The organism is Pantoea sp. OXWO6B1, assembly GCF_001641135.1.
In the GTDB taxonomy this organism is placed as follows: Bacteria; Pseudomonadota; Gammaproteobacteria; order Enterobacterales; family Enterobacteriaceae; genus Pantoea; species Pantoea allii.
Genome location: NZ_LWLR01000001.1, coordinates 2,517,279 through 2,542,486 on the forward strand (window position 1 = coordinate 2,517,279; position 25,208 = coordinate 2,542,486).

The window sequence follows — 25,208 nt, forward strand, 5'->3', positions numbered from 1 at the left end:
GGAACCCCTGCACCCTACAAACAGAGGTTATTATGTCCTAAAGTAATAAACAGTGGATGGGGTTACAAAATTGAATCGCCACGGATAATCTAGACACTTTCGAGTCGTTGGTAATACTGGTTTTCATATTCTGCCGGCGACATCTGATCGCCAGAACCATGCCGACGCTTACTGTTATAAAACATTTCGTAGTATTCAAAAATATCGCTGCGGGCTTCTTCCCGCGTTCCGTAGATCTTTTTCTTTATCCGTTCACGCTTCAGCAACTGGAAAAAGCTTTCTGCAACCGCATTATCATGGCAATTACCGCGATGGCTCATGCTGCTTTCCAGGCCGTGTGATTTCAGGAACGATTGTGTACTGACTGCCCTGACCCGAGCGAACCAGCACCTGTTTTTGGGGATTACGCTGGCATACAGCCATCAGCAATGCGTTCAGGACAATGTCCTTTGTCATCCGGGGTTGCATTGACCAGCCGATAATTTTGCGTGAGAACAGATCAACAACCACGGCAAGATACAGCCAGCCTTCGTGAGTCCTGATATAGGTTATGTCCGTTACGCAACGCTCATCCGGAGTACCCGGATTGAACTGTTGCTGGAGCCTGTTGGGCGACACGATACTGGCCTCGCTTTTACGTGCCTGCGGGCTTCGGTATCCGACCTGAGCTTTTATCCCGGCAGGTTTCATAAGTCGCCAGACTTTGTTGACTCCGCAATGTTGCCCGCTGTCCCGCACATCCAGGTGGATCTTGCGATAAACACAGACGCATCCCGATTCCAGCCAGAACTGTTTGATCTGTCCTGTCAGTCTCAGGTCTACCTGATAGCGTTGTGAATGCAGTTGCTGAAGCCAGGCGTAAAAGCCACTTGGATGAACATCCAGCAACCGACAGAGCAGGCGAACAGGCCAGCTACCGGTGTTGTCACGGATAAAGACGTACCTCAGTCGGACAGCTTTGCGAAGTACGTCGTGGTTTTTTTAATATGTCCCGTTCGTCGGTAACCTGCTTCAGTTCTTTCTGGAGACGGCGGATCCCGGCCTGAGCATCTGACGGTTCTTTATTAGTGGATGAGTCCGGAACATACTTCTTTATCCAGGCGTAAAGGCTGTGAGTGGTGATATCGAGACGTGTTGCAACGCTGGAAACAGAATGACCACGATCGACAACCTGTTTGACTGCTTCAATTTTAAACTCTTCGGGATAACGCTTACCACTCATGGGCACCTCTCTTTAAGCCATCTTAAATGACTCTGAGGTGTCTGTTAAACCTGTGGCGATTTATTGTGCCTCAATAGCATCAGGTCGATAACCCATTTCGTTCAAACGGGTACTGCCTGTGGTTCGTGTTGCATGTGGGCTATACGTTCCGCTCCAGCCGAGGTTTTTCAGTAGCTGGCGCAGTGAGTGCGGTGTCATCGGGCCACGCGGGTTATCTCGCCCCGGGAAGATATGCTGTTGATGCCCGGTTAATCCCTGTAGTGTTCTGAGCATGTTGACCGCTTGTGAGAGAAGGGGAATAACATGTTCTCTGCGAGCTTTCATGCGCGCAGCCGGAATGGTCCACAGTGCATTACCAAGATCGAATTCTGCCCATTCAACCTCGGTGGCTTCGGCTGGTCGCGCCAGCGTCCACCACATCAGCCACATGCAATAGTTAACCTGATACGAGCCACGGCTGTTATCAAAACAGCTTAATAGCTTCCCGATTTGCTGAGGATTTAGTGCCTGTTTGTGCTGTGTCTTATTAGCCGGAAGGGCCTTGCGCACAGGCCATACGGGATCGCTATCAGCTCTAAGCGTCGCGACTGCCAACTCAAAAACTGATGAAATGGTGCGACGGGCTTCAGCGGCAACAGTCGGTGCTCCTCGTTTAGCCGTTTCCTGAAGAATTTTAAGAATGTGATGTGGGGTTATCTCTCTGACAGCGAGCTTACCGATTGCGGGAAAACCACACGTTCAAGCATATCCAGTCGCCGCGTTTTGGTGATTTCGGCCCAGTCTTTCATCTGCAACCACTCTTTGGCGATCAGCTCAAAGGTGTTAGAAGCGTCATTGACATTGCGGATCTTATCTAACTGACGAGCCTGTGTCGGGCTAACTCCATCTGCAACTTGCTTACGCGCTTGCTCGCATTTCTCGCGGGCTTCTGCAAGTTTAACTGTCGGGTATTCACCCAACGCAAACATGCTGGATTTATCGTTGAGTTTACACCGATAGCGCCATGCCTTCTTGCCGTTGGGTTTCACTTCAAAGTGAAGGCCATTAATTTCATTGAGCCGATAGCGGCCTGGCAGTGCGGCAGTGCGTATCAGTGAGCATAGCGGGGCATTGTTTATTTCTTATGCCGTTATTGGGCCCACGTAAAATGAGATGGAAGAATGTTGTACTCATCCATGTACGCATTTTTGAATGCGCTGTTACGAGATGAATTGAGATCTTATAAAATGAAAAATCCACGCAACGGCGTGGATTTAAGAGCATTCGCGATGTTTATGAGATTCAATAAAACCTCATAAGGTAATAAGGGCGATTTAGACGTTAAACTGTTATTTTTTCATCATTTTATTGATTTTTATGGTTTTAAATAAAGAACTTTGTTTTTGTACTCATCGTTGTACTCACTTTTGAGTTCGCTAGGTTCCCAATGCGGTGATCGTAGGTTAGACTGCTTGTATGGGTAATATAAACAATGATTTAATAAAATTCTCTTCAAAAATCTTCCCTCATCTCACGTACTTATTTAGCACGATATAACGCCAAGGATAATTACCCTAATGAAACCGCTACTTTTTGGCCGTTGGCTGAAATTCAGTTGTTGCATATAGTGGTGTAACGGCATAAATACTGGGCAAGATGATGAAAAAAGAAGCAAAAATGCTAGCGCTAAGGAAATGGTTCAATCCTGATAACTATGACGCTTTGAATGATATAACCATCGAAAAACTCCACCAGGAATTCAGATACAGACATCAAATGTTTGTAGGTTTTAAGACGGCATCCGAAGATGAACTCGAAACGGTCAATGAGGAAGAAGAACAGCAAATTTTTTCGGGTAATCCTCTTCTTACTGTTTCGTTAAAGGCCAGGGAAGCCTCTGCCTCAGAACACAATTTAGAAAGCGATCAGCATATCAAGCATTTTCCTGTTGGCTGGCTTTACCAGGCTGAGGATATGATACTTCGAAGTGGAATCGTACCTTTCTCTGAGTCCAAACGCCCGAAGACTACTTCCCCCTACGCCAGCTATCCTGTCTCGTGGTTTTGGGGACACAAAAACGAACGGTTGAAAGGTCGGATGGTGTTACACCTCGATCTAAGTGGTTCGACAGATGATGAAATCATAGAATCTGTCCGTTATCTTCTGCCAAAGTGGCGAAAGGCAACAGGTGTAAAACCACATACCCAAAAACAGACGTTCTACTTTGGTGAGGTGATGATCAAAAAACTCATTGATTTCCGCATCATCCCCCTCCTGGATTTACTGTATTGGTCAGAACGAAACGCGATAAAGCTCAGTGATGCTGAACTGTCTGCTCTCATATACAGGGTTGGTATCGATACGGTTCGTGGTGACTCACAAATAAAGGAAACGGATAAGCCGATGGCTCTAAAAGCCAGAACCCGTGAGTTCAACAACTTGTTCACGGCATTTATCTATAAAAACCGATATTTGATGGATATGAAGGTTTCTGCTGTAATGGATAAGCTGAAAAGCGATCAGAAATCGAAAAATAAATCAAGGGATGATTAAATAAAATAGTTCCCCGGACAGTTATCCGTCGGGTTAACGGGGGGGATTATGCAGGAGTTCGTCTCAGACGATCTCCTTTTTTTTGGTCCATTTTTTGGCATAGCTATTCACAATATTATTCTCCACATCAAGAAAACAAAGGAGAAAAGCATGAATCAAAAATATGAAAAATTCATTCGACTGTCAGAAGTAATAAAAAGAACAGGTATAAGCAGATCCAGTATTTATCGACTGGTAAATAAAAATAAATTTCCTGCGCCAGTAAGAATAAGCGAGAAAACCATTGCTTTCATCGAGAGTGAAATAAATGACTGGATTGAAAACCTGATTAATTCTTCACGCAATAAAGCAGCATAATTTAAATTAACATAAAAATAAAAGAGGTATCTATGAGTACATTAATTAAAAAAGCAACAAGAGAAATGGATAAACTGGACTGGGGTTATTTGGATATACTAGCAGAGTACTTATACACTCCGCACTGGATTGCCGATTTCGACGATAAGAAGAGCAAGTTTTACAATATAATCATAATTTATCGTGATCTTGATCGCTTTGGTCAGGAATCATTGAAAAGCTATCTGTCGTATAGAAAAAATAAAATCATTTCAGAAAGATAATGATAGAAATCAGATTTTAAAAATGGTGAGTAAACGCCATATGGCTGGCGTTTACCTGAAAAAAACAATAGGAAAAATAAAAATGAAAACGTTTTATATAAGAAGTCTGTGCTTTAAAATTAATGTTAATATTTTAGATGAGTTTTACGAAGATGAACTAATACGTGCAGTAAGACGGGGTTTGGATAAATGGATTACGGATACAGGGATCTGGGAAAGGACAAACAAACAGAAAAAAGCGTCTGACAAGATAGCTTTGCAGGATTATTTAAATAAATATGCGATCAAGGAATCGCATGTTAACGCAGTAGAGGTTAAAGTAAAGATCGTGTGGGATATGCCGTGGGCTAGGCAATAGTGTGGAACAGCCCGAAACGGGCTTTCTCACGGTTTCAATACCAAAAAGTGTGGATGAACGGCGTGCTAAGCACTATGAAGAGATCAGGGAGGCGGCTGCACGACAGGTGAAAATCAAGAAAATGATTTGTCAGATGAAAAGGGATCGGATTTGTTGCTTTATTACGGTTAAGCGGGGTAGTCTCTGAGGAAGGTCTGTTGTGTGCCAACAGCGGACATTTGTAATATTTGGTTTTATCAATCATCAAGACAGTTAACTCTAATTAATATATTTTACATATATGATATTCTATGAACCTTAGCGAGTTAATCCAGACTAACCATGTAGCATCGTTAGTTAGCTATAGTTAACGATATTTTGAGTGAGTGTACTATTATCGCAAACTTTTTTTGATAATTAAGGAGCGGCGTGTTGATTAGGAATTTTTTAAGAAACATTAATTGGGAAGCAAGTTCAGTTATTCTTGCCATGATACTTTTCATTGGGAACATAATTTACTCACGTTACCAAGATGGAATGAAGGTAGAGTCTGAGAAAAACAACATTCGCACAATGCTTGCCTATGAAATATCTAATAACCATCGCACACTCAGCTTTCTTGATAAAACGCGCAATATCGGTTTTGACAAAAATGCGGAACATATAACTGGCGAACCTTTCGCTATTAATCTCAAATCATTAGGAGGACCTCGCTTAACAATCGCATCGAATCAGACCGATAAAGTTTTCAAAGCTTACTTCAGTGAGCTAAGCAAGCTTGATAAGGAGGATATCACACTTCTAATGGACTATTATCATGAGCAAAGTATTCTAATGGAAGGTATAAAGGCTACGCTAAAGAATATGAAAGATAGTAAGAGCCTTGATCTTGAAATTGAAGGTTACTCATTAGAGCGCCACTTCCTTAATGAACTCAATCTTTCAAATATTTTACTCAAACGCTATAGCTACTTATTAGCCGAGCATCCGAAAGAGCCTGAAATGAAAGAACTCCAGAATTGACGAACTATCAATATTTACTTACGGGCTGATTACGCGCTATATTCATCCCGCTTAACCGAGCTATTGCTTTTAGAACATTTCAGGAGAGCGTTTCAGGTAGCCTGTAAGGCTAATGTCCGTTCATCGCTCACAGCGGTCAGTCAGCCTCAACAATCGGCAGGAGTATAGTATAACCGCTTTGTAGTTTGTTATTAGCTGATTATGGTAAGAAGCTGCCTGTTATCAAAAAGCTCAACCAGAACCGCTTCCAACACTGCTAGTTGCCACATACTGGACAGGTAAAGCTCCTCCGTTCCGGTTTTGCCTGTGAGGTCTTCTCGAACTACTACCATGACAGTGCTAAGGATCTGGTCTTTACATGTCAGCAGTTTTTCTTTGTCCAAAAAATGAAACCGACGACCGGAGAAAATCATTCTTAGGTAGTTCAGATAATTATCATGGAACTGGTCATAGTGGTAGCCATTAGCGGAGTAATAACGAATAAGTGATTTTGTTATGACGTTGGCTATACCGTCTTCGTCGGTATGAATGTTTAGTATTTCGTTTATTTCGTTTATTTCGTTTATTTCATTTTTTAGCATTTTTATCTCCATTTTTTATTTTTATTTCTTCGATAAATCTGGCTCTGTCGCCATTAAATACCACCGCAGGATTGATATAGTAAATGTACTTGGATTTGCTTGGTGCTATGATCTGCTTATCTATAAGCTCTTTTATTCCTCGATAAAATACAGGATCGGATAAGTTGAAATCACACTGACTTGCTATATCTTTTGCTGTTTCAAAATTCATATAAACCTGGTCTTTACCAATCGCGTCAGAAATGGAAAAGAGAAATATGTAAAATAGCTTATTACCTGTCAGGGAAAGATCAAAGAGAACACGGATTTTGGAAATGAAAAGCTTAACGAACTTCTCTTTATCAACTTCCTGTATAGAGTGAATGACACTTTCGTATCGTTCTCCCTCTGGTGATTCAAATTTTTCTCCACGAGCTACTGTTCTTCTTTTATCTTTCGTCTGGATCTCAATGCCATTTTGCAATATAAATGGGTTCTTATCATAGGTGTTTTTATTCATCATAGTTCCTTTTTTATTATTATAATACACATATATAACTATGTTTTTTGAAATGTCAAATATATTTTGAAGTATTTTCTTCATTTTAATGCTCAGGAATGAAGAGAAATACAACAAACCCGAAGAGAAAAATAACAAACCCGAAGAAAGATCTACAAACCCGAAGAAAAATCAACAAACATGAAGAAAATGACTTTTTAATGCATTGTTTTATATGAATATTTTTATCTTAAGAAGTATAGGAAATATAAGATCTAAGAGGACAACAGGAATCCTGTGCGATCTTAATATCGCCACAATGAGGTTCCGACTGGAATAAGTTTACTTAAACTGGACGTCCCGCCAGTTTTATTTATCAGGAAAACGTTTTCCTTAATTGTTTTATTAAACCCCTGCACAACATGAGGTCGTGCCTGTGGGGTTCATGGTAGTTGAAGATCTTCTTTTATTCAGTAACAGAAGACAACAACAGAGCATTTGCTTCTTTGCCTTCTAGGGGCAACCAGCAATGCCGGTATGGGCTATATGAGTAAAATAATAGTTTTACTGAGCTACATGCTCGCTTGCTCGCCCTACGCAAAAATTAAAACCTTGGATAAATGGCTGGTCTTGATTGAGCTAACGCGCTCAATCGCTAAAACCTGGCTCTCGCCCTTTTTATTTAAATTGTGAGGACGTTTTTCTTCACCTGATAAAGTGATTTACATCATTTATACAGTCAGAAATGAAGAAAAGTCTTCACGCGATGAAGAAAATGGTTTCAACAGAAAACTCATGCTATTTAAGTCGTCAGTGCGCGTGAGCGCATAGCGGTTTTGCTGACAGCAGGAAGCAAAAACAAGACAGCTTCCTTTATCAAAGGGGTTTGATTTTGAAGCAGTATATGAGCAAACTAATGTGCTGCATTGAAAAACTAATTAAATAACAAACCATCATTCCCTGGTCTGCTGGTTGCCCCTAAAAGGCAAATAAGCAGAGTCCAGGATTTTGTGTTCTGATTATAAAATAAAAGAGAAGTAATGAATATTAACCCCAATGACACGGCATAACAGCCGTGTTGGGTTACTTAAAATGAAAGAAAACAATATTTTTTTTCACTTTATAAAATCAATAAAGAACATCTCTCGCTTCACTCTATATTAATAATGAAGAAGAAAACTGCTCTCAGGCCAGATATAGCTCAAAATAAAGTCCGCGATCTCGGAAGTTAAAGTCCGCGGTTTGGGGACTTTAATCAATAATCATTCTCATCATGAAAAGCAAAGTTCATTTTTATTCAAACTTTTGATACTTCAAATGTCAGGTGATGAAACTTAATATATTATTTTATTAAAAATAAATGTACTTTAAGTATTGACTAATAAAATAAATGTGTTAATTAAAATACAATAAAAATAATAAAAGGAAAATAAAATGACACAAGAGATAACGAATAAATCAAGAAGAGGATTACAACGCCATGTGAAAAACCCATTTATAATCTCTGCGAGCAATAATACAAAAGGAGGAGTAAAAAGAATATCCACAGGGAAAGACAGACTTATGGTTGTCAATGAAAACACAGGAGAATGTTTAGGTGGGGCTGGTTTTTTTCAATATCAGGAAGTGGATAAAACACAATTTTTAAAACTCTATGTTAATGGCGTCAGAGCGATTACTGAATTATCTTCGGCAGGGACAAAGGTTTTCGAAATACTGTACAGAGCAATGCAGGAGCAGAAGGACACTGACACAATTTTAATGTCGTATGATATTGTAGATAAAACGATTGTTAAAATATCCAGAACGACTTATTTTAAAGGTATGAAAGAGTTGGTGGAAAAAAATTTTATTGCTGAAACTATGATCCAGAATTATTACTTCATTAATCCTGATTTTATATTCAATGGTGATCGCCTGTCATTTGTTAAATCTTATATTAAATGCGAATCGAAAAAAATCAACCTAAACAAAAGCCGTTGCTAATGTAAAAACTGTACCTTAATATATTGCCTATATTAAGGTACAGTTCAATTTACTACGGTAGTTTATTTATTTTATTGAATATAGAGATGTTTTACAAAAATGCCGTTTCACTACTGCCAATTTTTTCTATATTTCCATTTATCATTTTTACACCAATTCCATGTTCACTATCAATTTTTGTTGAGAACATAAAACCATATTCATTTTCTTTATCTGGGAAAGTGTACATTTTAATAAGTTTAAGATCAGACGGTTCTTGATTGTAAATGTTGATACAATACTCATGCACTGCTTTTTGAATTTTTTGTAAAAACTCATTTTGGTGATTAATTAAACAAAGTATATCATCTTTCATCTTTTTATCTGATAATTCAGATTCAAGATTAACACATTGTACTTCATCCGGACCGAATGCTTTCAACTTCAAATCGACAGCAATACCTTCATCATCTTCATAAAATTTTAAGTCTTCTGATTGCATAATGTACCTCACTATTTACAATTCAATGATTTTGCAGTTTTCTTGGCTTCAAGTGATTCATATTTAACACCATGATACTGTTCGTATTGGCTCACTGAACCGGAGTGAGGGAAAGTGGCTTCATGAGCGCTTGTCTCTACAAGTTGCATGGTAGAAGTATTCGTTATGGGATCATAATCATTTAAATGGTGCCAAATATAGCCATCTGGATGTGATTTACCTGTGATATTCCCAACTGAGTTTTTGTAATTTGCCAATTCGTTTGCTGCCTTAAAGTCGCCATAACGACTGCCTGTCATTGGTATTTTTACAATATTTTCACCATGAGGATAAAGTGCATCGCTTACTGAGAAATCGACCCCAGTAATTCAATCTGGTCCTGTACCGTAAAGCGTGCAATCTGGGGATCGTAATACCGGAAAAGATAACTGGCGATTTGTCTTTTTGGCGAACATGGACTGGTGCAGTTCCCTGATGCACCAGTTTAGGATGTGATAAATCAATTTTTTTTCAGTTTATTAATGAATGATGAAAACGACGCTGAGACTATATCTAACTCATTTTCGTCAATGAGCCAGATCTTCACTTCACCATAACTTTCTGAAACAGTAGATATTAGAAACAGATTTCCACCATCATCATATGCGAATGGAATCATACCTAAAAGATTAGGCCAATCTTCTAATAATTCTTTGTAGCGTTTTTCAATTGGGAGTTTCCCATGGGAAAATGAAAAAAAGCCACCAAGCAGAAATGGGTTAGGCTCATTTTCTTCGGGCAAATAGCCACCATTATTTCTCAAATAAAAATCAATAAAATCCTTTGGTAAAGCTATCTTATTAGAAGTTTCAAAATTTCTTATATCATCTAAACTAATATTTTTTTCCGATTCTTCCAAAACTAAGGACATGATTTTTTTCCTCCGAATCTCGCTGGGTGTGTATAGCTTTTTCCAGTAGCAGCTTTATATTGACTTACACCGCCGCTATGGGGAATTCCTGAATGCGCATTCTGTTCTACAAGTTGCATCGTACCTGTGTTGGTTTTTGGGTCATAATCATCTAAATGGTGCCATACATAGCCTCTTGGAGTGGATTTTTGATTAAGACCGGCGATTTCATTTGCTGACTGAAAGTCAAGATCGTAATCCCCAGAATAACTTATAGTTACAACCGGATTGACATCCAATCTCTTATTATACAGAGCATCACTAAGAGAGTAATCTAAGCCCCCTCCCTGAGTTCTTGTAACACCGCTATATCCTCTGTCTTGAATTCTGGCAATAGGATCAACAGCTAATCCAAGTGGATCAATCCATCCCAGCGGATTCGGTGCATACTGATAAAGATTCCAGCCTCCCAGTAATCCTATGGGGTCCTGTACCGTAAAGCGTCCAATCTTAGGATCGTAATACCTGAAAAGATTATAGTGCAGACCCGTTTCACTGTCCGCGTACTGCCCGGCATAGCGCAGTGGCTGATGAACAAGGGCAGTTTGTTGCGTGAATCTGTGGAAGCCTTCCGTCTGTCGTGCAACCTCACCAAAACTCCCGTAATGACCGCTCCACCGGAGTTGTCCCTGTTCATCAGTGATATCCAGCGGTGCACCGTTCAGATCGGTGCTGAACCAGAGAACCTCTCCGCTGGTTTCGTCACGCAAATGGTCAATACGCGCCAGCGGGCTGTAAGTTTCGTTCGGGTCGTAAACATATGTCTGACACTGACCGTTATGTTGCTGCTCCTGCAACAGTCGCAAGCCCTGCAACAGAAAGCGGGTCTTTGTGGTGCCGTGTGGCGTGGTGACCGTTTTGCGTGTGCGGCGGCCCAGGGCGTCATAATGGTAGTGCGCGGTAAAATTGCCTTCTGGTCCATTGCCCTCGGCCCGTATCAGCCGGTTTTCCGCGTCATATTCATAATGCTGTTCATGCAGGCCGCTGCGACGGCTGACAAGGTTACCCCACCAGTCGTATTTCATAAACAGGTTCTGCCAGTGCGTGAGGCGGTTATCCTTCAGCGGCAGAGCAGAGAGGTCATTATCCGGCAGCAGGTTATCCGCAGCGTCGTAGCGGAACGTCCTGTTGCTGTGGTCCGGGCGGGCTTCGTAGTGCCTGAGAAAACGGCCTTCCTCATCATAGCCGTAAATTGTGTTGCCACGCAGGGTGTCACTGACGTCTGACAGTTCTCGCCGCCCGGTGTAGTTGAAGGCGCGTTCGAAGATTGTCTGTTCCGGCAGGTCGGGTGTGAAGCTGCTCTGCCGGGTACGTCTGCCCAGACTGTCATACTGGCGGGTCTGCTCACGGGTTCCCTGAGTGCGGGCCACCTCCCTGTGAAGGCGGTCGCGTGTAAATTCAGAGATGATTTGCTGACCAAACCGGATGGCGCTGACGTGGCCGGAACCGTAATGCAGCCAGCTTATCTGCTGACCGCCGGGAAGGGTCAGCACAGTGAGATTACCCAGAACGTCATACGCAGAATGCAGTTCACCGTTGACTCCCTGTTCAGCGAGCAGGTTTCCTGCCGCGTCGAAGGTAAACTGAATTTCATCTTCTTCAATTCCCAGCGCCATGCCATCGGCGGTTGGCTTGCGGGTCAGGCCGGTAAGCTGCCCGCTGTTTTTACGCTGGTAATGGTACTGAGCATCGCGGGTAGTGCGTGTGGTCAGCAGGCCGCTGCTGTCATAGCTGAACTGCTGAGCGCGTCGTGGGATGCCGCCATCAACGTCTGGTCTGCCGTTTTCCATCAGCGTGGTGAGTAGTCCACGTTCATTCCATTGCATATGCCGGGATGTATCGTCCGGGCGGACTTCGCTCAGTGGGTGGCCTGTCGGGTCATAAGTAAAACGGTACTCGCCACCGTTGCCGTTTTCCAGACGCAGCAGATTGCCTCTCGGGTCATAGTGCCAGCGGCGGGTTCGTCCAGTGCGGTCGGCAACGCTTTCTGGCAGTCCAAGCGCGGAATACTGCCAGCGAACCTCACTTTCCAGCGGGTCTCGCCAGGCCGCAAGTTGCCCGTGCTCGTTCCATCGCAGCGTTTCCTGACTGCCATCGGCACGAATAACGGCGGTAAGCTGGCCTGCATCGTTCCATTCGCGGCGTGTGAGGTTGCCTTCTGCGTCCTCACTGGTGATAAGCTGACCGAACCGGTCATACGTAAAGCGGGTCACGCTGCCGGAGCAGTCGGTGCGTTGAGTCAGCAGTCCCTGGTGGTTCCATACCAGCAGCACGTCACCACCACTGGCATCGGTGATGCGGTCAGGCAGCGTTTCTTCTTCATCAGGGTAGTGATACGTGGTGGTGTGATTCAGTGCATCGGTTTCCGACAGCAGGCGACCGTTCAGGTCATACACAGACTGAGTGGCTGTTGAATCCGGGAAAACCGTGCGGGCGATTCGGTCAGTATTACGGAACCAGTAATACGCTGTGGTGCGGCCTGCCGGGTCGGTCTCTGACGTCAGGCGACCGTAACGGTCCCACTGACTGCGCCGCATGGCTCCGTCAGGCAGGATAACATCGCACAACTCCCCATCACGACAGACGAAGCCGATCTGGCGACCGTCATAATCTGTGAAACGTGCAACATTGTCATCGTCGTCAAGCAGCCAGTGTGCCTGTGCGCCATCTTCGCGGATGGCGCGACGGGTGCCATTCACAAAATCGTATTCAAAATCAAACTGCTCGCCCGCGCTGTTGCGGTAAGCCAGCACGCGGGGCAGTCCGTCAAGACTCTGCCAGAGATACTCGTTCAGCAGACCGTTGCTGTCCTCATGGCTGCGCAGTAAATCCGTGCCGTCTCCGTCATCATACCAGCCAAAGCGGCGGCGTACCTGACCGCCGCGTCCGGTGACGCTAATCAGCCGGGCCTTAGCATCGTAATCGTAGCTGACCAGACAAATCTCATCATCCAGCCAGGCTCCGGCCAGGCGAACCTGTCCGCTGACGGTCTGATAACGGCAGACCACGCGCTGTCCGGCGCTGTCGGTGAGTGCATGCAGCGTATGGTCGTCGTTCCAGTCAAAAAGAATATCGTTACCACAAGGTTCGGTGAGTCGCAGCGGCAGGGAAGGGGAATCACCCTGCAGAGATGCGTAACACCAGCGTTCGCCGCTGATGTCATACACTGACCAGCTGTCATCCTGATGGTGTTCAAGCCAGCGCTTCTCCGGTTCACAGAAGGTTCGCTGCCCTTTTGGCACGAGAGGAAAGGACACATAATCGCCGGACGGTGCACGCCACACCAGCCCGTCCTGATATTTTTCCAGTCGCGTTTCCCAGAAAAGTGACCAGCCACGGCCCAGTACGCTGTCGCCGGGATTGCCACTGCGCCAGTAACGCTGCCAGACAACCGGCAGACGGGAGGGTAATACAAAGTCCAGCTCGTCATCACCGGAGAGGAATTTCTGCCCACTGACGATATCAACCGGGCGGGCGATAATGCCCACGGCGGCGGCGCTGGTCATCAGCACGCCAGCGCGGCAGGCGACGCGGGCCAGTTTGTTGATACCCGGAATTTTACTGAACAGCCTTCCCAGCGCACCGACTTTACCTGCCGCTCCGCCCGCTCCACCGAGCAGTCCGGCAAATAACAGCGTCAGGTCAGAGGCTTTATAGAGCCATTCCGGGACTTCTGACTGTATTGGCAGTGTCTGTTCCGGCTCACCACCAATAATCACATCTGAGGAACCGGTCATGACCTTTCCACCACAGGTGGTCTGATCGCCGAGACGGGCAGCAGGCAGGCCATTGATGTACACGCGTGAGGAGCCTTCGGCCATCTGCTGTGAACCAGCATCTTTGGCGCATTCCACCATGCTGTCGGTGGCAAGGGCGGCAGGTCTGCCATTAATGAACACATTATGAGAGCCGGTGGCGATAACGCCTTCCTTCTCCATGCTGGCGGCCCCGGCATCCGCAATGCTGTCCCTGGCCTTCGTTGCCAGTTCGCCCGTAAAATACCCAACCGCCAGACTGGCCCCGACCAGAAGCACACCAATACCCAGACATGACGCACCGATACCGGCAATCATCAATGCCCCGGCGGCGATACCTCCCGCTGCGGCAATCAGTCCACCGACAATCGTTCCGGCAATCATCCCTGCCAGCGCATGAGAATGGCCAATATCATCACCCACGCGCGCCGCTTCGAACATAACAACGTTCCTTAATTGTCAGGTGTTAAAAGAAAAGCTGGCAAGCAGCGCATGGAACTGTTGACTGTCTCCGTCCGTCAGTATCGCGGTGCAGGACACAGTGAACACCAGAATATGGTTTGCAGACGTGTTAAATACCGCCTGTTGCTGGAAGACCCGTTTACCGTCACGCAGATAGCATGCATGCACACATTCACCCTGCAAGAGGTTATTGCCGAGCACAGCTGGCACCCGTTTAGTTTGCTTCCAGCCTTTCAGATGCTTCTGCATCAGCGTTAACTGCCGGTCAATATAACCTGACAGCGTCACGTCATCATTCATCGAATCGCGGGAGATGTTAAAGGCTGGCGTGTTCTCACCGGGCAGGGTAAAGACATTAACGGTGCGATCCTGATAGTGGTCAGGAAGGGTGATGTGGCCTTCGGTAAAAACGCAGAGAGGGAGATTATCAGACATTGAGCAGCTTCCATATGCATCAGGACGGTTTAAGTGTGCCACAGGGCCAGGCAGCTTGCTATACAGAGGTTTCATTTACTTACCGAAGGTAAATGTTCTGAGATAAGTATCGGTTCAGCAACAGGCTGATTCAGCCGATGCCCGCTTTCGTAGTGCAAAATCAGTCAATTAATCACACATTTCATTAACTTATTGATCTGTATTGCCGATCGATATGTGCATATTTAATAGGTATTAACAATCGATAAGCTCTTATCGATCGGTAATTAATTGCCTTAATCGATCGATATATTTGTTTTGATAGTTTATATCTATCATGTGTTGTGGATTTGATCGATAAAAACGATATGACAGGCCCTTTGTTCAGATCAATTATATCAATTACTTAGAGTTAATCTGGCGAGGAAAAGAGCATGTCAGAATGTCCGTTTTGCGGTACAGAAGTTCAGGAGCATGTGTCAGTGTGCAGGGGATGTGGTGCTGAGAGGGTAAAAGGCTACGTCAGTCAGCAGACCATGAAAGGGCTGGTAGTTGTTGGAACGATTATTGGCATTCCTACGGGATTTGTTATGGCCTATCTCACCAAATCCACGCCAGTAATGGTGATAACTTTGCTTGCGTTAATGCTTGGCCCATTACTGATTCTGAAATTTAAAACCAAAGATAAAGTCAGTTGGGTTCGTCCGAACGCACGTTAATGGCTTTGCCAATATCAGGAAAAACACCACCACTCACTGTTCTGAATGAAAATATCAGTTCAGTGAGTTTTTTATAATCCTTTTCAGGCTACTTGAAATGAATAAAACGATCACCGCTTTGTTAGCATCTGCCGCTTTTACGCTCGCAGGTTGTCAACAGTTAAACGATGCAACAGGGAAAGTAGGGCAATCGATCAACTCATCCTTATCTTCTCTGGGCAATGCTTTAAGTCCTTCCGGTAGTAAAGGTAATACAACAACAGCAGATAACCTTCCTGTTAACACCGTCAGCGGTCTGGGTGCTATCTGTCGCGATTATGAAGCAAATGCTATGTCTGGAAAGAAGAACTGGATTGGTAAGAAAGTCAGCATCAGCAATGCCACTGTTCTGGAAGCTCAGGAAGCTTACGACACGATGAAATACCTAGGTGCGCAGAGAGACCATAAAACTTACGCCATTATCTTCCAGACGCCTGATACAAACTACTGCGGTGGGGCTGTGCTGTTGTCTTATTATCCAGGGCAGGATGACGATATCCTGAAAATTAAGAAAGGACAAAAGATCACGATTACAGGCGTTGTTTATGATATTGGCGACAGGACGTTTAACACGCATAATAATGGCAACATGGCATGGAAGGTGATAAAGATGAAGGACGGTATTATTTATTAAACTTGTATGACCTTGCTAAAATGCCATCTAATAAAATTAAAAATAAATTCTTCAAATATATTCAGGGGAAAGATCTTTAGAGTCTATTAGTCACAACTTGATCAGACATATGGACTTGAAAGGTTGAGAGTTACAGGCTTTGATATGGATGACGAAGCCTTATACAAAACACGAGATAACTCTCATGCTTTAAACTACTAATCCCGTCATCAAACACAAAGTAAGTTTGCTCAACCTGCTAAAATCATGAGCGTTTCGCAGGATACACTTTATCGTAATTGTGAACTGGTAGATAAAGGCGGCGTTGATGAAATGATATCTATTGTTTCTATATTAACGTTAAAAATTATAATCAGCTTGTTGCCAGAGGATTTATGCAGGAGGCATTTGTTAAAAGTGTAGGGGGTGAAATTTTCAGTCTGACAAAAGAAAGTTATTAAGTGATATTATTAAACACTTCGGACGTTTAACTTTTTCAGGAAAATTAATTGATGTTTTTTAATACAATCAAGTATATACATTTTAAATAAAGGCCAGGGTGTTAATATGGCTGGCCTATAAAAGATGTTAGCAGGTTTTAGTGGCGAGGTTGATCCTGCTTAGAATCTTTCTTTTAATTATCAAAAGGTTAGATGTATCAATCTTTCTTGATACTCTCATTTTTAAAGATAAATTATTTACTTTATTTGGAATCGCATTTCTTATTTTTATAAATAAAAGTGGTAAAGTAAAGTCTTTTGCAGATACATATTTTAAGGCGAAACACATATCTCTATCTATCTTTGATTTTAACTCATTTATTTTATAGTCAAGATATGGCAAGGATAACTTTTCTGAAAGTTGAGAATATATTGTATTTTTAAGATCTGCAATCTTCGTTGGATCAATATCACCATTCCCATTTTTTATTATACTGTTATATCCATAAGAAACGTTTTTTATACCTGTTTCCATTGTGTGGCAAATGGTAAAAAGTATAAATAAACCCTCTAAATTTTCTCTTAAACTTCCCATGAAAGAATCAAACTCTATAAAGTCATTTTCACTATTTTCTGTGAAGCAATTTATTTCTTCGCTTATTATTTCATTCAAAGAATTTTTATCAGTCAAGTAATTTTCAATGCAATATCTTTCAAGAACGATAACATTATCAGGTATATCGTCAATTTCACCACCTAAAATATAAAGATCACCATCTACTATAAAAAAAGCATCAAGACTAGTGATATTTTTCCTTGCCGTATCCAAGACCTCTTTACGAGAGCCAATCGGAAATATTTTTTTTATACGGAAATTATCTAAAAGATTTGTAAGTATGTTTTGATATATTCTATCATAACCTGGTGCTGTGTCCTCGATATAAATATTAATATCGTTTAATTCTTGATAAAAAACCGGCATTGCTCTTTTGGCTGACTTGCTTCTCTCTAACATGGCAATTTCCTGTCACTCACTCTTTAAATAAATGCAATTATCATACAAATCACCAACTATTTCAGGTGAGTGAGTTGCAAATATGTACTGAACATTATCATTTCCTTTCACTATATTTTTAATTAAAGATTCTTGCCAGCTTAAGTGTAAAGATAATTCCGGTTCATCGATAATAAATGAACCTCCATTTTTAACGCCAAAATTACTGTGTGAAAGTAGCATTAATAATTGCTTCTCACCAGATGATAAAGTTTCTAGTTTTATTTCTTTTTTGCCACGATAAACATTTATATTTCCTAGATCATCAATATTTAGATACTTACCGGAGCTAATCAAAAAACTATTAATAGAGTCAGAGAAATCTTTTATAGGTTTGTATCTGGCCTCTGCAATTTTTTTGTTTTTATCAAATTCTTTTAATAATTCATTAAGACCATTTGTTTGTATTAAATTAAAGCATAAATCAAGAGTAAGTTTACGCTCTTTTTCATACACATTTTTATCATTTCTTAATGCTAGTAATAATTTTTGTAACTTATTTTTATACGAACCAGTTGGGTCTATTTTATCTACAATTTGATACAGCTCTTCTATACGATTTAAAATCTTAAACATAGAACTTACATTTTCTGATGAGAAATAGCTATCAAAATCAATAGAGTTATATGATAGGAATGAATCGAATGCTATATCTAGCATTTTTTTGTTCGAAAGTTCTTTTGACCTTTTGTACCTTTCGAAGTGAGAGTCAAAAAGCCTTAAACACATATCAAGAGCAAGATCTTCACTTTTAGATATGTTCTTTTTTACTCTATAATTACTGGTGTAATCATTATAGTATTTACCTAACGTACGTTCTAAACCTAAAAAAATAGGCTTTTCAATCCCATTGAATTTTGAAAATATTGAATTTGTATTAATTAGATTGAATCTTTCTCGTTCAAAGTAGTTTGTGAGATCATCTTCTGTAATTCTTGAGTTTAGGAGCGTTCTGTTTCTATTTTGAAAGGCTCTTTCATTGAAAATTACTGTTTCAGAGTTACCATTTATGCTAAATACTATTTTATTATCACTTTTTGATGCTTAAATATCATATGTGTTCCCAGCATTAGAGATAACGATTACTTTTGCAGATTCGAATGTTAGTTTTGATATGTATTCGAAATCAAAAAATATAATAGCTTGTATCAACCTTATTGCTGTTGTCTTACCGCTACCATTCAAACCGACTAGAAACGTTATTTTTTCATTAAAATTAAAATTAAAATTAAAATTAAAATCATAAAAGTCATGAACTTGTTTGGCTACAAAACTTTTGATTATCATGCAACTACTCCATTATATAAATTATTTATTTCGAGAGTTCACTTGCTAGAATTTCAGCCTGCCTCAAAACAGTTTCCGTAGCCAGCAATGACATATCAGGCGGATAGCCATATTTTTTGAGCAGACGTTTTACCACCACGCGAATTTTCGCTCTTGCCGCTTCTTTCACTGTCCAGTCCAGACTCACATTGTTGCGGATAGCCTCCGTCAGGACGACTGCCAATTCTCGTAGTTTTTCCTTTTGCATCAGTTCACGAGCGCTGTCGTTATCTGCAACAGCAGAATAGAAGGCGTATTCGTAGGTACTGAGATTTAACTGGCTGGCAAGGCTGTCGGATTCCTGGATAGTTTTGGCAAGCTTGATGAGTTCATCGATAACTTCCGCAGCGGTCAGTACTTTGTTCTGGTAGCCATTGATTGCAGAGGTTAGCATATCAATCAGTTTTTTCCCCTGGGTGATACTCTGGTTCGAGCGAATCTTGATCTCATCAGCAAGCAACTTTTTAAGCGTTTCCAGAGCAATATTTCTGTGCTGATAATCCTTCATTTCCTGGAGAAACTCATCAGATAGTACAGAGATATCCGGCTTCTGTATTCCCGCTGCGTCAAAGATATCCACGACGTTATCCGTGACCAGAGCCTGATCGATAGTCTGTTTTACCCGCACTTCGAGACTGTCATTGTGCTCTTCTTCTGAGCCGTCTGGGTTTTCAGTAAATTTATTCAGGCGAGCTTTCACTGCCTGGAAGAATGCGACTTCGGGTGCCGCTTCCATTGCTTTATCATGTGGCGTAGCCAGCGCAAATGCCTGGGACATGGCAGCAACAGCGCCAAGGAAACGCATTTTCCCTTTGCCGTTATCCAGCCCTAAAATATGGTTTTCTGATTCAAGGATAATCGTCAGGCGCTGTGAAGTCGTTGCAGTAAAGTAGGCTTTGTAATCGTAACCATGCATCATGCCTTCCAGGATTTCCAGTTTTTCCTGCATGAGCGTCACGGCTTCTTCCTGAACTTCGGCTGGATCACCGCGTCCACCTGCGTCAGAGTAGAACGAGAGGGCTTCTTTTAAATCAGAAGCAATGCCCAGATAGTCAACAACCAGACCGCCGATTTTGTCCTTGTACACCCGGTTAACGCGGGCAATGGCTTGCATCAGGTTATGACCCTTCATTGGCTTGTCGATATACAGGGTATGCATACTTGGCGCGTCAAAGCCGGTCAGCCACATATCACGCACTATCACCAGTTTCAGCTTGTCGTCATCGTCTTTCATTCGGTTAGCCAGAACCTGTCGCTCTTTTTTGGTGGTGTGGTGTTTAGCGATTTCTGGCCCGTCAGCAGCAGAAGACGTCATGATGACTTTTATTACGCCGTCATTTAAATCATCACTGTGCCATTCGGGTTTAAGCGTGACGATTTCTTTGTAAAGTTCAGCGGCAATACGTCGGGACATGGTAACAATCAAGCCCTTGCCATGATCGGCATTGGACTTTAAGCGCTGTTCAAAGTGCTGAACCATATCCGCCGCAATGGCTTTAATACGTTTTGAACTGCCAATCAGACCTTCGATTCTGGCCCATTTAGAACGTTCTTTCTGGGTAAGCGTCAGCTCGTCCTCGTTAAACTCATCGTCAAACTCTTCGATAAGCTGTCTGCCTTCTTCACTGATGGCAATTTTCGCTAAGCGGCTTTCATAGAAGATACGCACGGTGGCACCATCTTCTACGGCCTGTGAGATATCGTAGATATCGACATAGTTACCAAAAACAGCAGGTGTGTTAACGTCCGTTTTTTCGATGGGGGTTCCGGTAAAGCCCAGATAGGTAGCATTGGGTAAGGCATCACGCATATATTTGGCAAAGCCATAAACGGTGCGTTTGCCTGTTACATTGCCTTCTCTGTCTTTCACGTCAACTTCTTTGGCGCTGAAACCGTATTGAGATCGGTGGGCTTCATCAGCGATAACGACAATATTGGTTCTGCCTGACAGCAACTCATAGATATTGATGCCATCATCAGGCTGGAATTTTTGAATAGTGGTAAACACCACACCACCCGAGGCGACCCGTAAATATTCTTTGAGTTCATCCCGGTTATCAGCCTGTTTCGGTGTCTGTCGCAGTAGCTGGGTCGCGGAAGAGAACGTACCGAATAGCTGATCATCCAGGTCATTACGGTCAGTAATCACCACAACGGTTGGGTTATCTAGCGCCAGCACAATCTTCCCGGTATAAAACACCATCGACAGCGATTTCCCTGAACCCTGGGTATGCCAGACTACGCCCGCTTTGCGGTCCCCGGTTTTTTGCGCATTAACAAGCTCTTTACTGTTACGTCCCTGTTGGCGCACTGCGACTTCGGCAGAGGGGGAGTCCGTATTCACCGCTGATGCACGAATAGTTGAAAGTACTGCTGCATTGACCGCGTAGTACTGGTGATAAGCCGCCATTTTTTTAACAGTACGGATACTGATAATCCCTTTGCTGTCTTCATGTTTACTGGCTTCAAACACGATAAAGTGGCGGATCATATCCAGTAGCGTTACAGGATTAAGCAACCCCTGTAATAAGACTTCGAGTTGTGGCTGGGTACTGGTGGCTTGCGTTTTACCGTTAGCGGTTTTCCACGTCATATAACGACTGAAATCAGCAGAAACTGTTCCCGCTTTGGCTTCCAGTCCGTCAGATATCACATTAAAGGTATTGTAGGTAAACAAGCCGGGGATTTGGTTCTGATAGGTTTTAATCTGGTTATAGGCACCTGTTACCGTAGCATTTTCGTCAGCGGCATTTTTAAGTTCGATAACGACTAAGGGGGTACCGTTGATGAACAAAATAAGATCCGGTCGTCGGGTATGGTTGCCTTCTTTGATAGTGAGCTGATTAATAACCAGAAATTCATTATTCGTGGGATCGTTAAAGTCGATCAGGCAGGCCAGCTCTCCTTGTGTATTACCATCCTTACTGACTTCGATATTAATTCCTTCGGTCAACAGGCGATGAAAAGCCAGATTGTTTGCCATCAGGTCAGGTGTGCTGATCTGCATCACCTGTTTCATGGCTTCCTCACACTTCTGTTCGCTAAGGTGCGGATTCAGGCGTTGCAGGGCAGTATGCACCTTATCTTCAAGGATAACCTGCTGATAGCTACGTAACGGATTGATGCCACTGGGTTCAATGTCCGGGCCGTAAACATACTCATAGCCCAGCCCTTGCAGGTATTCAATCGCCATTACTTCAATATCGGATTCGGTCATCTTTGCCATGCGTACTATCCTTATTGCCGCTAAACCAGAGAGCCGGTTGTGTACCAGCTTAATTATTTTATGCCACTGATGCGATAGCTTCTTCTGTACATTGAACTCGTACTTCACCACTCATAAGTCTGGGGAGGAGAGTGTCTCGCAGAGATTCAATGTTTTTAATTTGTGAATTGTTAATACTTATTTTTTTCCAGAAGGAATCAATATGTGCAGTGAACTCTTTCACCTTATACTCCGGGGGGAGTTTAAATTCTGGTCGTTGTAATCCGTCAGCCGACAGCTGATTTACAGTTGAACCGTTTGTTGCAGCAACAACTTGCTCATGCATATCTTTGGAGCAAAGTAGATAGTACATAAAGGCATTAGTTAAGTAACTATCGTCATTAATATTAATTTTGAATAAATGATGCGTATAGATTGATAGTTCACTTTTAGTTGTCGGAATTATAGCAGGATAACCGATGAGTCGATAATCATGACCTTGTTCAGTATTAGCTACAATGATTTCCCCAGACTTTATAATATGTCTTTCTTTAAAATCACCATTGTAATATTTCAAACCAGTACCCTTATAACCACCTCCCTCAAGTACTGAGTTCAAATTAAAAAGTGGAATGCCATTATCTGACGTGGTAAGACCGGTTCCCTTGTAACTTAATCCCTTAGCTACTGTAATATGACAATCGAGAGTCGTTAGTTTCCAATCAGCCTGTGCCTCTTCAATAAACCATTTCCTAAACATGGTTTCAGCCATAGATTCCATCGTTTTATTTTGTCGATGAAGAAGGTCTATTTTTTTATCAAGAGTGGATAGCAAAGAAGCTATGGCTTTTTGTATAGTTAAAGGTGGAATAATGAATGGATATGCCTTAATCTGCTTCCCGCTGATATGAGGAACTGCTGTACCAGTTTCAATTGAACGTACATATTCGGTAAAGCTTTTTGATGCTATAACATATTTCAAGAAGCTTTGATTTAGAGTTTTTTTTGCTCTGAGGCAAGCGACTCGCTGTACCAGTAAGCATGGTAAATCATGTTTGGTTATCATAGCATACTTAAGGCCGGCCTCAATCCAAGGACGATCCATTGCAAGAATAATATCATTTTCCTTAAGGAAATAGTTCTCGTGTAAAGTCTCAATATTTTCCCAAAATTTAACTTTGTCCCATTTAAAGTACCCTTGCTGTATATTGTCACCACGCAAAAGCTTAGTACCCGAACCTGATTGAGAATAATGACTACTTTTAAATGGGAAACCTGTAACTAAATCAATATGATCTCCCAGATAAGTTTCTTCCCACATACTCATAACATCACCTTCGCCAAATTTTCAGCAATCGCTTTATTCAAAAGAGCTTCTTCACCAAGTTGTGCTTCAAACTCAGCTTTAAGAGCCGTAAAGCGTTCTTTAAAGTCGAAATCGTCTTCTTCATCAGCAAGCCCAACATAACGGCCAGGTGTCAGCACATAATCGAGTTTAGCAATTTCATTGATATCGACAGATGCACAGAAACCAGCCACGTCTTTATAGTCGCCACCTTTGTTACGCCAGTTATGGTAAGTATCTGCAATGGTCTTGATATCGTCGTCAGAAAGCACTTTGCTACGGCGGTTGATCAAATGGCCTAAGTTACGGGCATCAATAAATAGAATTTCTTTACTGCGATCACGATACTGGCTGCTGTTTTCACGATCACGACGCATAAACCATAATGCGGCAGGGATCTGGGTGTTCAGGAACAGTTTTGCAGGTAAGTTAACGATACAATCAATGACATTTGCATCTTTAACCAGCGCCGCACGGATATCACCTTCTCCAGAACTTTTCGAAGTCAAAGCCCCTTTTGCCAGCACTACGCCAGCCTGACCTTTTGGCGACAGGTGATACAGGAAGTGTTGCATCCAGGCAAAGTTAGCATTGCCGGCAGGAGGGATACCATATTGCCAACGGGCATCACCACGAAGCTGCTCACCGGACCAGTCGGAAACGTTAAACGGTGGGTTAGCAATGATAAAATCAGATTTTAAATCTTTATGAGCGTCATTAAGGAATGAACCTTCATTGTTCCAGAGAACGTGTTCTGAGTTGATACCTCGAATCGCCAGGTTCATCTTTGCCAGACGCCAGGTGGTCTGGTTGGATTCCTGACCATAAATTGAAATATCGTCGATTTTTCCCTGGTGTGCTTCAACAAATTTTTCCGACTGAACGAACATGCCACCGGAACCACAGCAGGGGTCAAAGACACGGCCTTTATAGGGTTCAAGCATGTTAACCAGCAGGCTTACAATGGATTTTGGCGTATAGAACTGACCGCCTTGTTTACCTTCTGCCAGTGCAAACTCACCAAGGAAGTATTCGAATACGTGGCCTAAAACGTCAGCAGAACGCGCTTTGGCATCGCCTAGTGCAATGTTGCCAATCAGATCAATCAGTTCGCCCAGCACTGTGGCATCAAGATTTTGGCGGGCATAGACTTTCGGCAACACACCTTTTAGCTCTGGGTTACCCGCTTCGATAAGTTCCATCGCATCGTCTACCAACTTACCGATTTCGGGAAGTTTAGCCTTCGATATCAGGTAACTCCATCGTGCAAGTTCAGGAACAAAGAACACGTTATAGGCAGTGTATTCGTCTTTGTCTTCCGGGTCGGCTCCCGCGTATTCGCCTTGCCCATCTTTTAGCAATTCATAATGCGATTCAAAAGAATCTGAAATGTATTTGAGGAAAATCAGGCCCAGTACGACATGCTTGTACTCGGCGGCATCAATGTTCTTACGCAGCTTGTCAGCCGCTTTCCACAGGATGACCTCTAACGGGTCTGTTTTGATTTGTTTGGGTTTTCTAGCCATTACGGTCATTTTCCATATACGGACGATTGATCTATTTTGCCTTAAAGTTCCTGTTGTTACGAGCTTATCAAAGGATTATTAATCACTCTGAATTGATTATT

Annotated in this window: 21 protein-coding genes and 2 pseudogenes; 8 read left to right on the forward strand and 15 right to left on the reverse strand. The window is 42.6% G+C overall.

Translation table 11 applies throughout. The features are described from left to right. Positions 1-89 precede the first annotated feature (89 nt). Positions 90-1,222: pseudogene (locus A6A26_RS14000) on the reverse strand (IS3 family transposase). 63 nt (positions 1,223-1,285) lie between these two features. Further along, positions 1,286-2,323 (reverse strand): annotated as a pseudogene (locus tag A6A26_RS14010) (tyrosine-type recombinase/integrase); the annotation flags it as partial. A gap of 534 nt (positions 2,324-2,857) precedes the next feature. Here A6A26_RS14010 and A6A26_RS14015 point away from each other — a divergent pair. From A6A26_RS14015 to A6A26_RS14035, 5 genes are all read left to right on the forward strand, one after another. Next, positions 2,858-3,754, forward strand: coding sequence for a DUF6387 family protein (locus A6A26_RS14015; RefSeq protein WP_156506667.1), 897 nt, complete (start codon positions 2,858-2,860; stop codon positions 3,752-3,754). Positions 3,755-3,904: 150 nt separating this feature from the next. Beyond that, the gene (locus tag A6A26_RS14020) at positions 3,905-4,111 is read left to right on the forward strand and encodes a helix-turn-helix transcriptional regulator (protein ID WP_063881161.1); all 207 of its coding nucleotides are present in this window, start codon (positions 3,905-3,907) and stop codon (positions 4,109-4,111) included. Between the two features lie 32 nt (positions 4,112-4,143). Further along, positions 4,144-4,374: a hypothetical protein gene (locus A6A26_RS14025; protein ID WP_063879297.1), complete on the forward strand. Its 231-nt coding sequence runs from the start codon at positions 4,144-4,146 to the stop codon at positions 4,372-4,374. Positions 4,375-4,396: 22 nt separating this feature from the next. Next, a complete protein-coding gene (locus tag A6A26_RS14030) occupies positions 4,397-4,732 on the forward strand; it encodes a hypothetical protein (RefSeq protein WP_063879298.1) in 336 nt (111 codons plus the stop codon). Positions 4,733-5,140: 408 nt separating this feature from the next. Next, complete coding sequence (locus A6A26_RS14035; protein ID WP_253851891.1) at positions 5,141-5,734, forward strand: lysogenic conversion protein; 594 nt, start codon at positions 5,141-5,143, stop codon at positions 5,732-5,734. A 191-nt stretch (positions 5,735-5,925) separates the two neighbouring features. On the opposite strand, the gene A6A26_RS14040 is transcribed toward A6A26_RS14035, so the two are convergent. After that, entirely contained in the window at positions 5,926-6,315 is a 390-nt protein-coding gene (locus A6A26_RS14040; protein ID WP_063879299.1) for a hypothetical protein, read from the reverse strand. After that, positions 6,302-6,898 (reverse strand): hypothetical protein, encoded by a 597-nt coding sequence (locus A6A26_RS14045; protein ID WP_063879300.1) that lies wholly within the window; start codon positions 6,896-6,898, stop codon positions 6,302-6,304. Before A6A26_RS14045 ends, A6A26_RS14040 begins: the two co-directional genes overlap by 14 nt. 1,329 nt (positions 6,899-8,227) lie before the next feature. Between A6A26_RS14045 and A6A26_RS14050 the strand changes: the two genes are divergently transcribed. Beyond that, complete coding sequence (locus tag A6A26_RS14050) at positions 8,228-8,779, forward strand: replication/maintenance protein RepL (protein WP_063879301.1); 552 nt, start codon at positions 8,228-8,230, stop codon at positions 8,777-8,779. 91 nt (positions 8,780-8,870) lie between these two features. Here A6A26_RS14050 and A6A26_RS14055 read toward each other — a convergent pair whose 3' ends face one another. The 5 genes from A6A26_RS14055 to A6A26_RS14070 all read right to left on the reverse strand — a co-directional run bounded on the left by A6A26_RS14055 (position 8,871) and on the right by A6A26_RS14070 (position 14,861). Then, positions 8,871-9,260 (reverse strand): hypothetical protein, encoded by a 390-nt coding sequence (locus A6A26_RS14055; protein ID WP_063879302.1) that lies wholly within the window; start codon positions 9,258-9,260, stop codon positions 8,871-8,873. Between the two features lie 11 nt (positions 9,261-9,271). Continuing rightward, on the reverse strand, positions 9,272-9,559 hold the full coding sequence (locus tag A6A26_RS24855) for an HNH endonuclease signature motif containing protein (RefSeq protein ID WP_074181011.1): 288 nt from the start codon (positions 9,557-9,559) through the stop codon (positions 9,272-9,274). Positions 9,560-9,759: 200 nt separating this feature from the next. Further along, positions 9,760-10,170 carry an SMI1/KNR4 family protein gene (locus tag A6A26_RS14060; RefSeq protein ID WP_063879303.1) on the reverse strand — a complete coding sequence of 137 codons (411 nt, stop codon included), beginning with the start codon at positions 10,168-10,170 and terminating at the stop codon, positions 9,760-9,762. Next, positions 10,161-14,405: an RHS repeat-associated core domain-containing protein gene (locus tag A6A26_RS14065; RefSeq protein ID WP_082875186.1), complete on the reverse strand. Its 4,245-nt coding sequence runs from the start codon at positions 14,403-14,405 to the stop codon at positions 10,161-10,163. The genes A6A26_RS14060 and A6A26_RS14065 overlap by 10 nt, the downstream gene beginning before the upstream one ends. A gap of 18 nt (positions 14,406-14,423) precedes the next feature. Continuing rightward, positions 14,424-14,861 carry a DcrB-related protein gene (locus A6A26_RS14070; RefSeq protein ID WP_063879304.1) on the reverse strand — a complete coding sequence of 146 codons (438 nt, stop codon included), beginning with the start codon at positions 14,859-14,861 and terminating at the stop codon, positions 14,424-14,426. Between the two features lie 413 nt (positions 14,862-15,274). On the opposite strand from A6A26_RS14070, the gene A6A26_RS25520 reads away from it, so the two are divergent. Beyond that, the gene (locus A6A26_RS25520) at positions 15,275-15,559 is read left to right on the forward strand and encodes a hypothetical protein (protein ID WP_155276884.1); all 285 of its coding nucleotides are present in this window, start codon (positions 15,275-15,277) and stop codon (positions 15,557-15,559) included. Between the two features lie 97 nt (positions 15,560-15,656). Next, positions 15,657-16,232, forward strand: coding sequence for a hypothetical protein (locus A6A26_RS14080; RefSeq protein WP_063879305.1), 576 nt, complete (start codon positions 15,657-15,659; stop codon positions 16,230-16,232). 567 nt (positions 16,233-16,799) lie between these two features. Here A6A26_RS14080 and A6A26_RS14085 read toward each other — a convergent pair. From A6A26_RS14085 to A6A26_RS14110, 6 genes are read right to left on the reverse strand one after another with little or no spacing between them, the layout of a single operon-like run. Next, entirely contained in the window at positions 16,800-17,666 is an 867-nt protein-coding gene (locus A6A26_RS14085) for a DUF4435 domain-containing protein (protein ID WP_063879306.1), read from the reverse strand. A 12-nt stretch (positions 17,667-17,678) separates the two neighbouring features. Beyond that, positions 17,679-18,728: an AAA family ATPase gene (locus A6A26_RS14090; RefSeq protein ID WP_082875187.1), complete on the reverse strand. Its 1,050-nt coding sequence runs from the start codon at positions 18,726-18,728 to the stop codon at positions 17,679-17,681. Positions 18,729-18,749: 21 nt separating this feature from the next. Beyond that, positions 18,750-18,992, reverse strand: a complete 243-nt coding sequence (locus tag A6A26_RS26305; protein WP_063879308.1) for an AAA family ATPase — start codon at positions 18,990-18,992, stop codon at positions 18,750-18,752. Between the two features lie 25 nt (positions 18,993-19,017). Continuing rightward, positions 19,018-22,257, reverse strand: coding sequence for a type I restriction endonuclease subunit R (locus A6A26_RS14100; RefSeq protein ID WP_063879309.1), 3,240 nt, complete (start codon positions 22,255-22,257; stop codon positions 19,018-19,020). Positions 22,258-22,315: 58 nt separating this feature from the next. Further along, positions 22,316-23,563, reverse strand: coding sequence for a restriction endonuclease subunit S (locus tag A6A26_RS14105; RefSeq protein WP_156506668.1), 1,248 nt, complete (start codon positions 23,561-23,563; stop codon positions 22,316-22,318). Further along, positions 23,560-25,107 (reverse strand): type I restriction-modification system subunit M, encoded by a 1,548-nt coding sequence (locus tag A6A26_RS14110; RefSeq protein WP_063879310.1) that lies wholly within the window; start codon positions 25,105-25,107, stop codon positions 23,560-23,562. The genes A6A26_RS14105 and A6A26_RS14110 overlap by 4 nt, the downstream gene beginning before the upstream one ends. Between the last annotated feature and the right edge of the window lie 101 nt (positions 25,108-25,208).

Coding starts and splice junctions, on each gene's coding strand:
- A6A26_RS14015 (WP_156506667.1), top strand. CDS start 2,858: ATGATGAAAAAAGAAGCAAAAATGCTAGCGCTAAGGAAATGGTTCAAT.
- A6A26_RS14020 (WP_063881161.1), top strand. CDS start 3,905: ATGAATCAAAAATATGAAAAATTCATTCGACTGTCAGAAGTAATAAAA.
- A6A26_RS14025 (WP_063879297.1), top strand. CDS start 4,144: ATGAGTACATTAATTAAAAAAGCAACAAGAGAAATGGATAAACTGGAC.
- A6A26_RS14030 (WP_063879298.1), top strand. CDS start 4,397: ATGGTGAGTAAACGCCATATGGCTGGCGTTTACCTGAAAAAAACAATA.
- A6A26_RS14040 (WP_063879299.1), bottom strand. CDS start 6,315: ATGCTAAAAAATGAAATAAACGAAATAAACGAAATAAACGAAATACTA.
- A6A26_RS14045 (WP_063879300.1), bottom strand. CDS start 6,898: ATGAAGAAAATACTTCAAAATATATTTGACATTTCAAAAAACATAGTT.
- A6A26_RS14050 (WP_063879301.1), top strand. CDS start 8,228: ATGACACAAGAGATAACGAATAAATCAAGAAGAGGATTACAACGCCAT.
- A6A26_RS14055 (WP_063879302.1), bottom strand. CDS start 9,260: ATGCAATCAGAAGACTTAAAATTTTATGAAGATGATGAAGGTATTGCT.
- A6A26_RS24855 (WP_074181011.1), bottom strand. CDS start 9,559: ATGACAGGCAGTCGTTATGGCGACTTTAAGGCAGCAAACGAATTGGCA.
- A6A26_RS14060 (WP_063879303.1), bottom strand. CDS start 10,170: ATGTCCTTAGTTTTGGAAGAATCGGAAAAAAATATTAGTTTAGATGAT.
- A6A26_RS14065 (WP_082875186.1), bottom strand. CDS start 14,405: ATGTTCGAAGCGGCGCGCGTGGGTGATGATATTGGCCATTCTCATGCG.
- A6A26_RS14070 (WP_063879304.1), bottom strand. CDS start 14,861: ATGTCTGATAATCTCCCTCTCTGCGTTTTTACCGAAGGCCACATCACC.
- A6A26_RS25520 (WP_155276884.1), top strand. CDS start 15,275: ATGTCAGAATGTCCGTTTTGCGGTACAGAAGTTCAGGAGCATGTGTCA.
- A6A26_RS14080 (WP_063879305.1), top strand. CDS start 15,657: ATGAATAAAACGATCACCGCTTTGTTAGCATCTGCCGCTTTTACGCTC.
- A6A26_RS14085 (WP_063879306.1), bottom strand. CDS start 17,666: ATGTTAGAGAGAAGCAAGTCAGCCAAAAGAGCAATGCCGGTTTTTTAT.
- A6A26_RS26305 (WP_063879308.1), bottom strand. CDS start 18,992: ATGATAATCAAAAGTTTTGTAGCCAAACAAGTTCATGACTTTTATGAT.
- A6A26_RS14100 (WP_063879309.1), bottom strand. CDS start 22,257: ATGGCAAAGATGACCGAATCCGATATTGAAGTAATGGCGATTGAATAC.
- A6A26_RS14105 (WP_156506668.1), bottom strand. CDS start 23,563: ATGAGTATGTGGGAAGAAACTTATCTGGGAGATCATATTGATTTAGTT.
- A6A26_RS14110 (WP_063879310.1), bottom strand. CDS start 25,107: ATGGCTAGAAAACCCAAACAAATCAAAACAGACCCGTTAGAGGTCATC.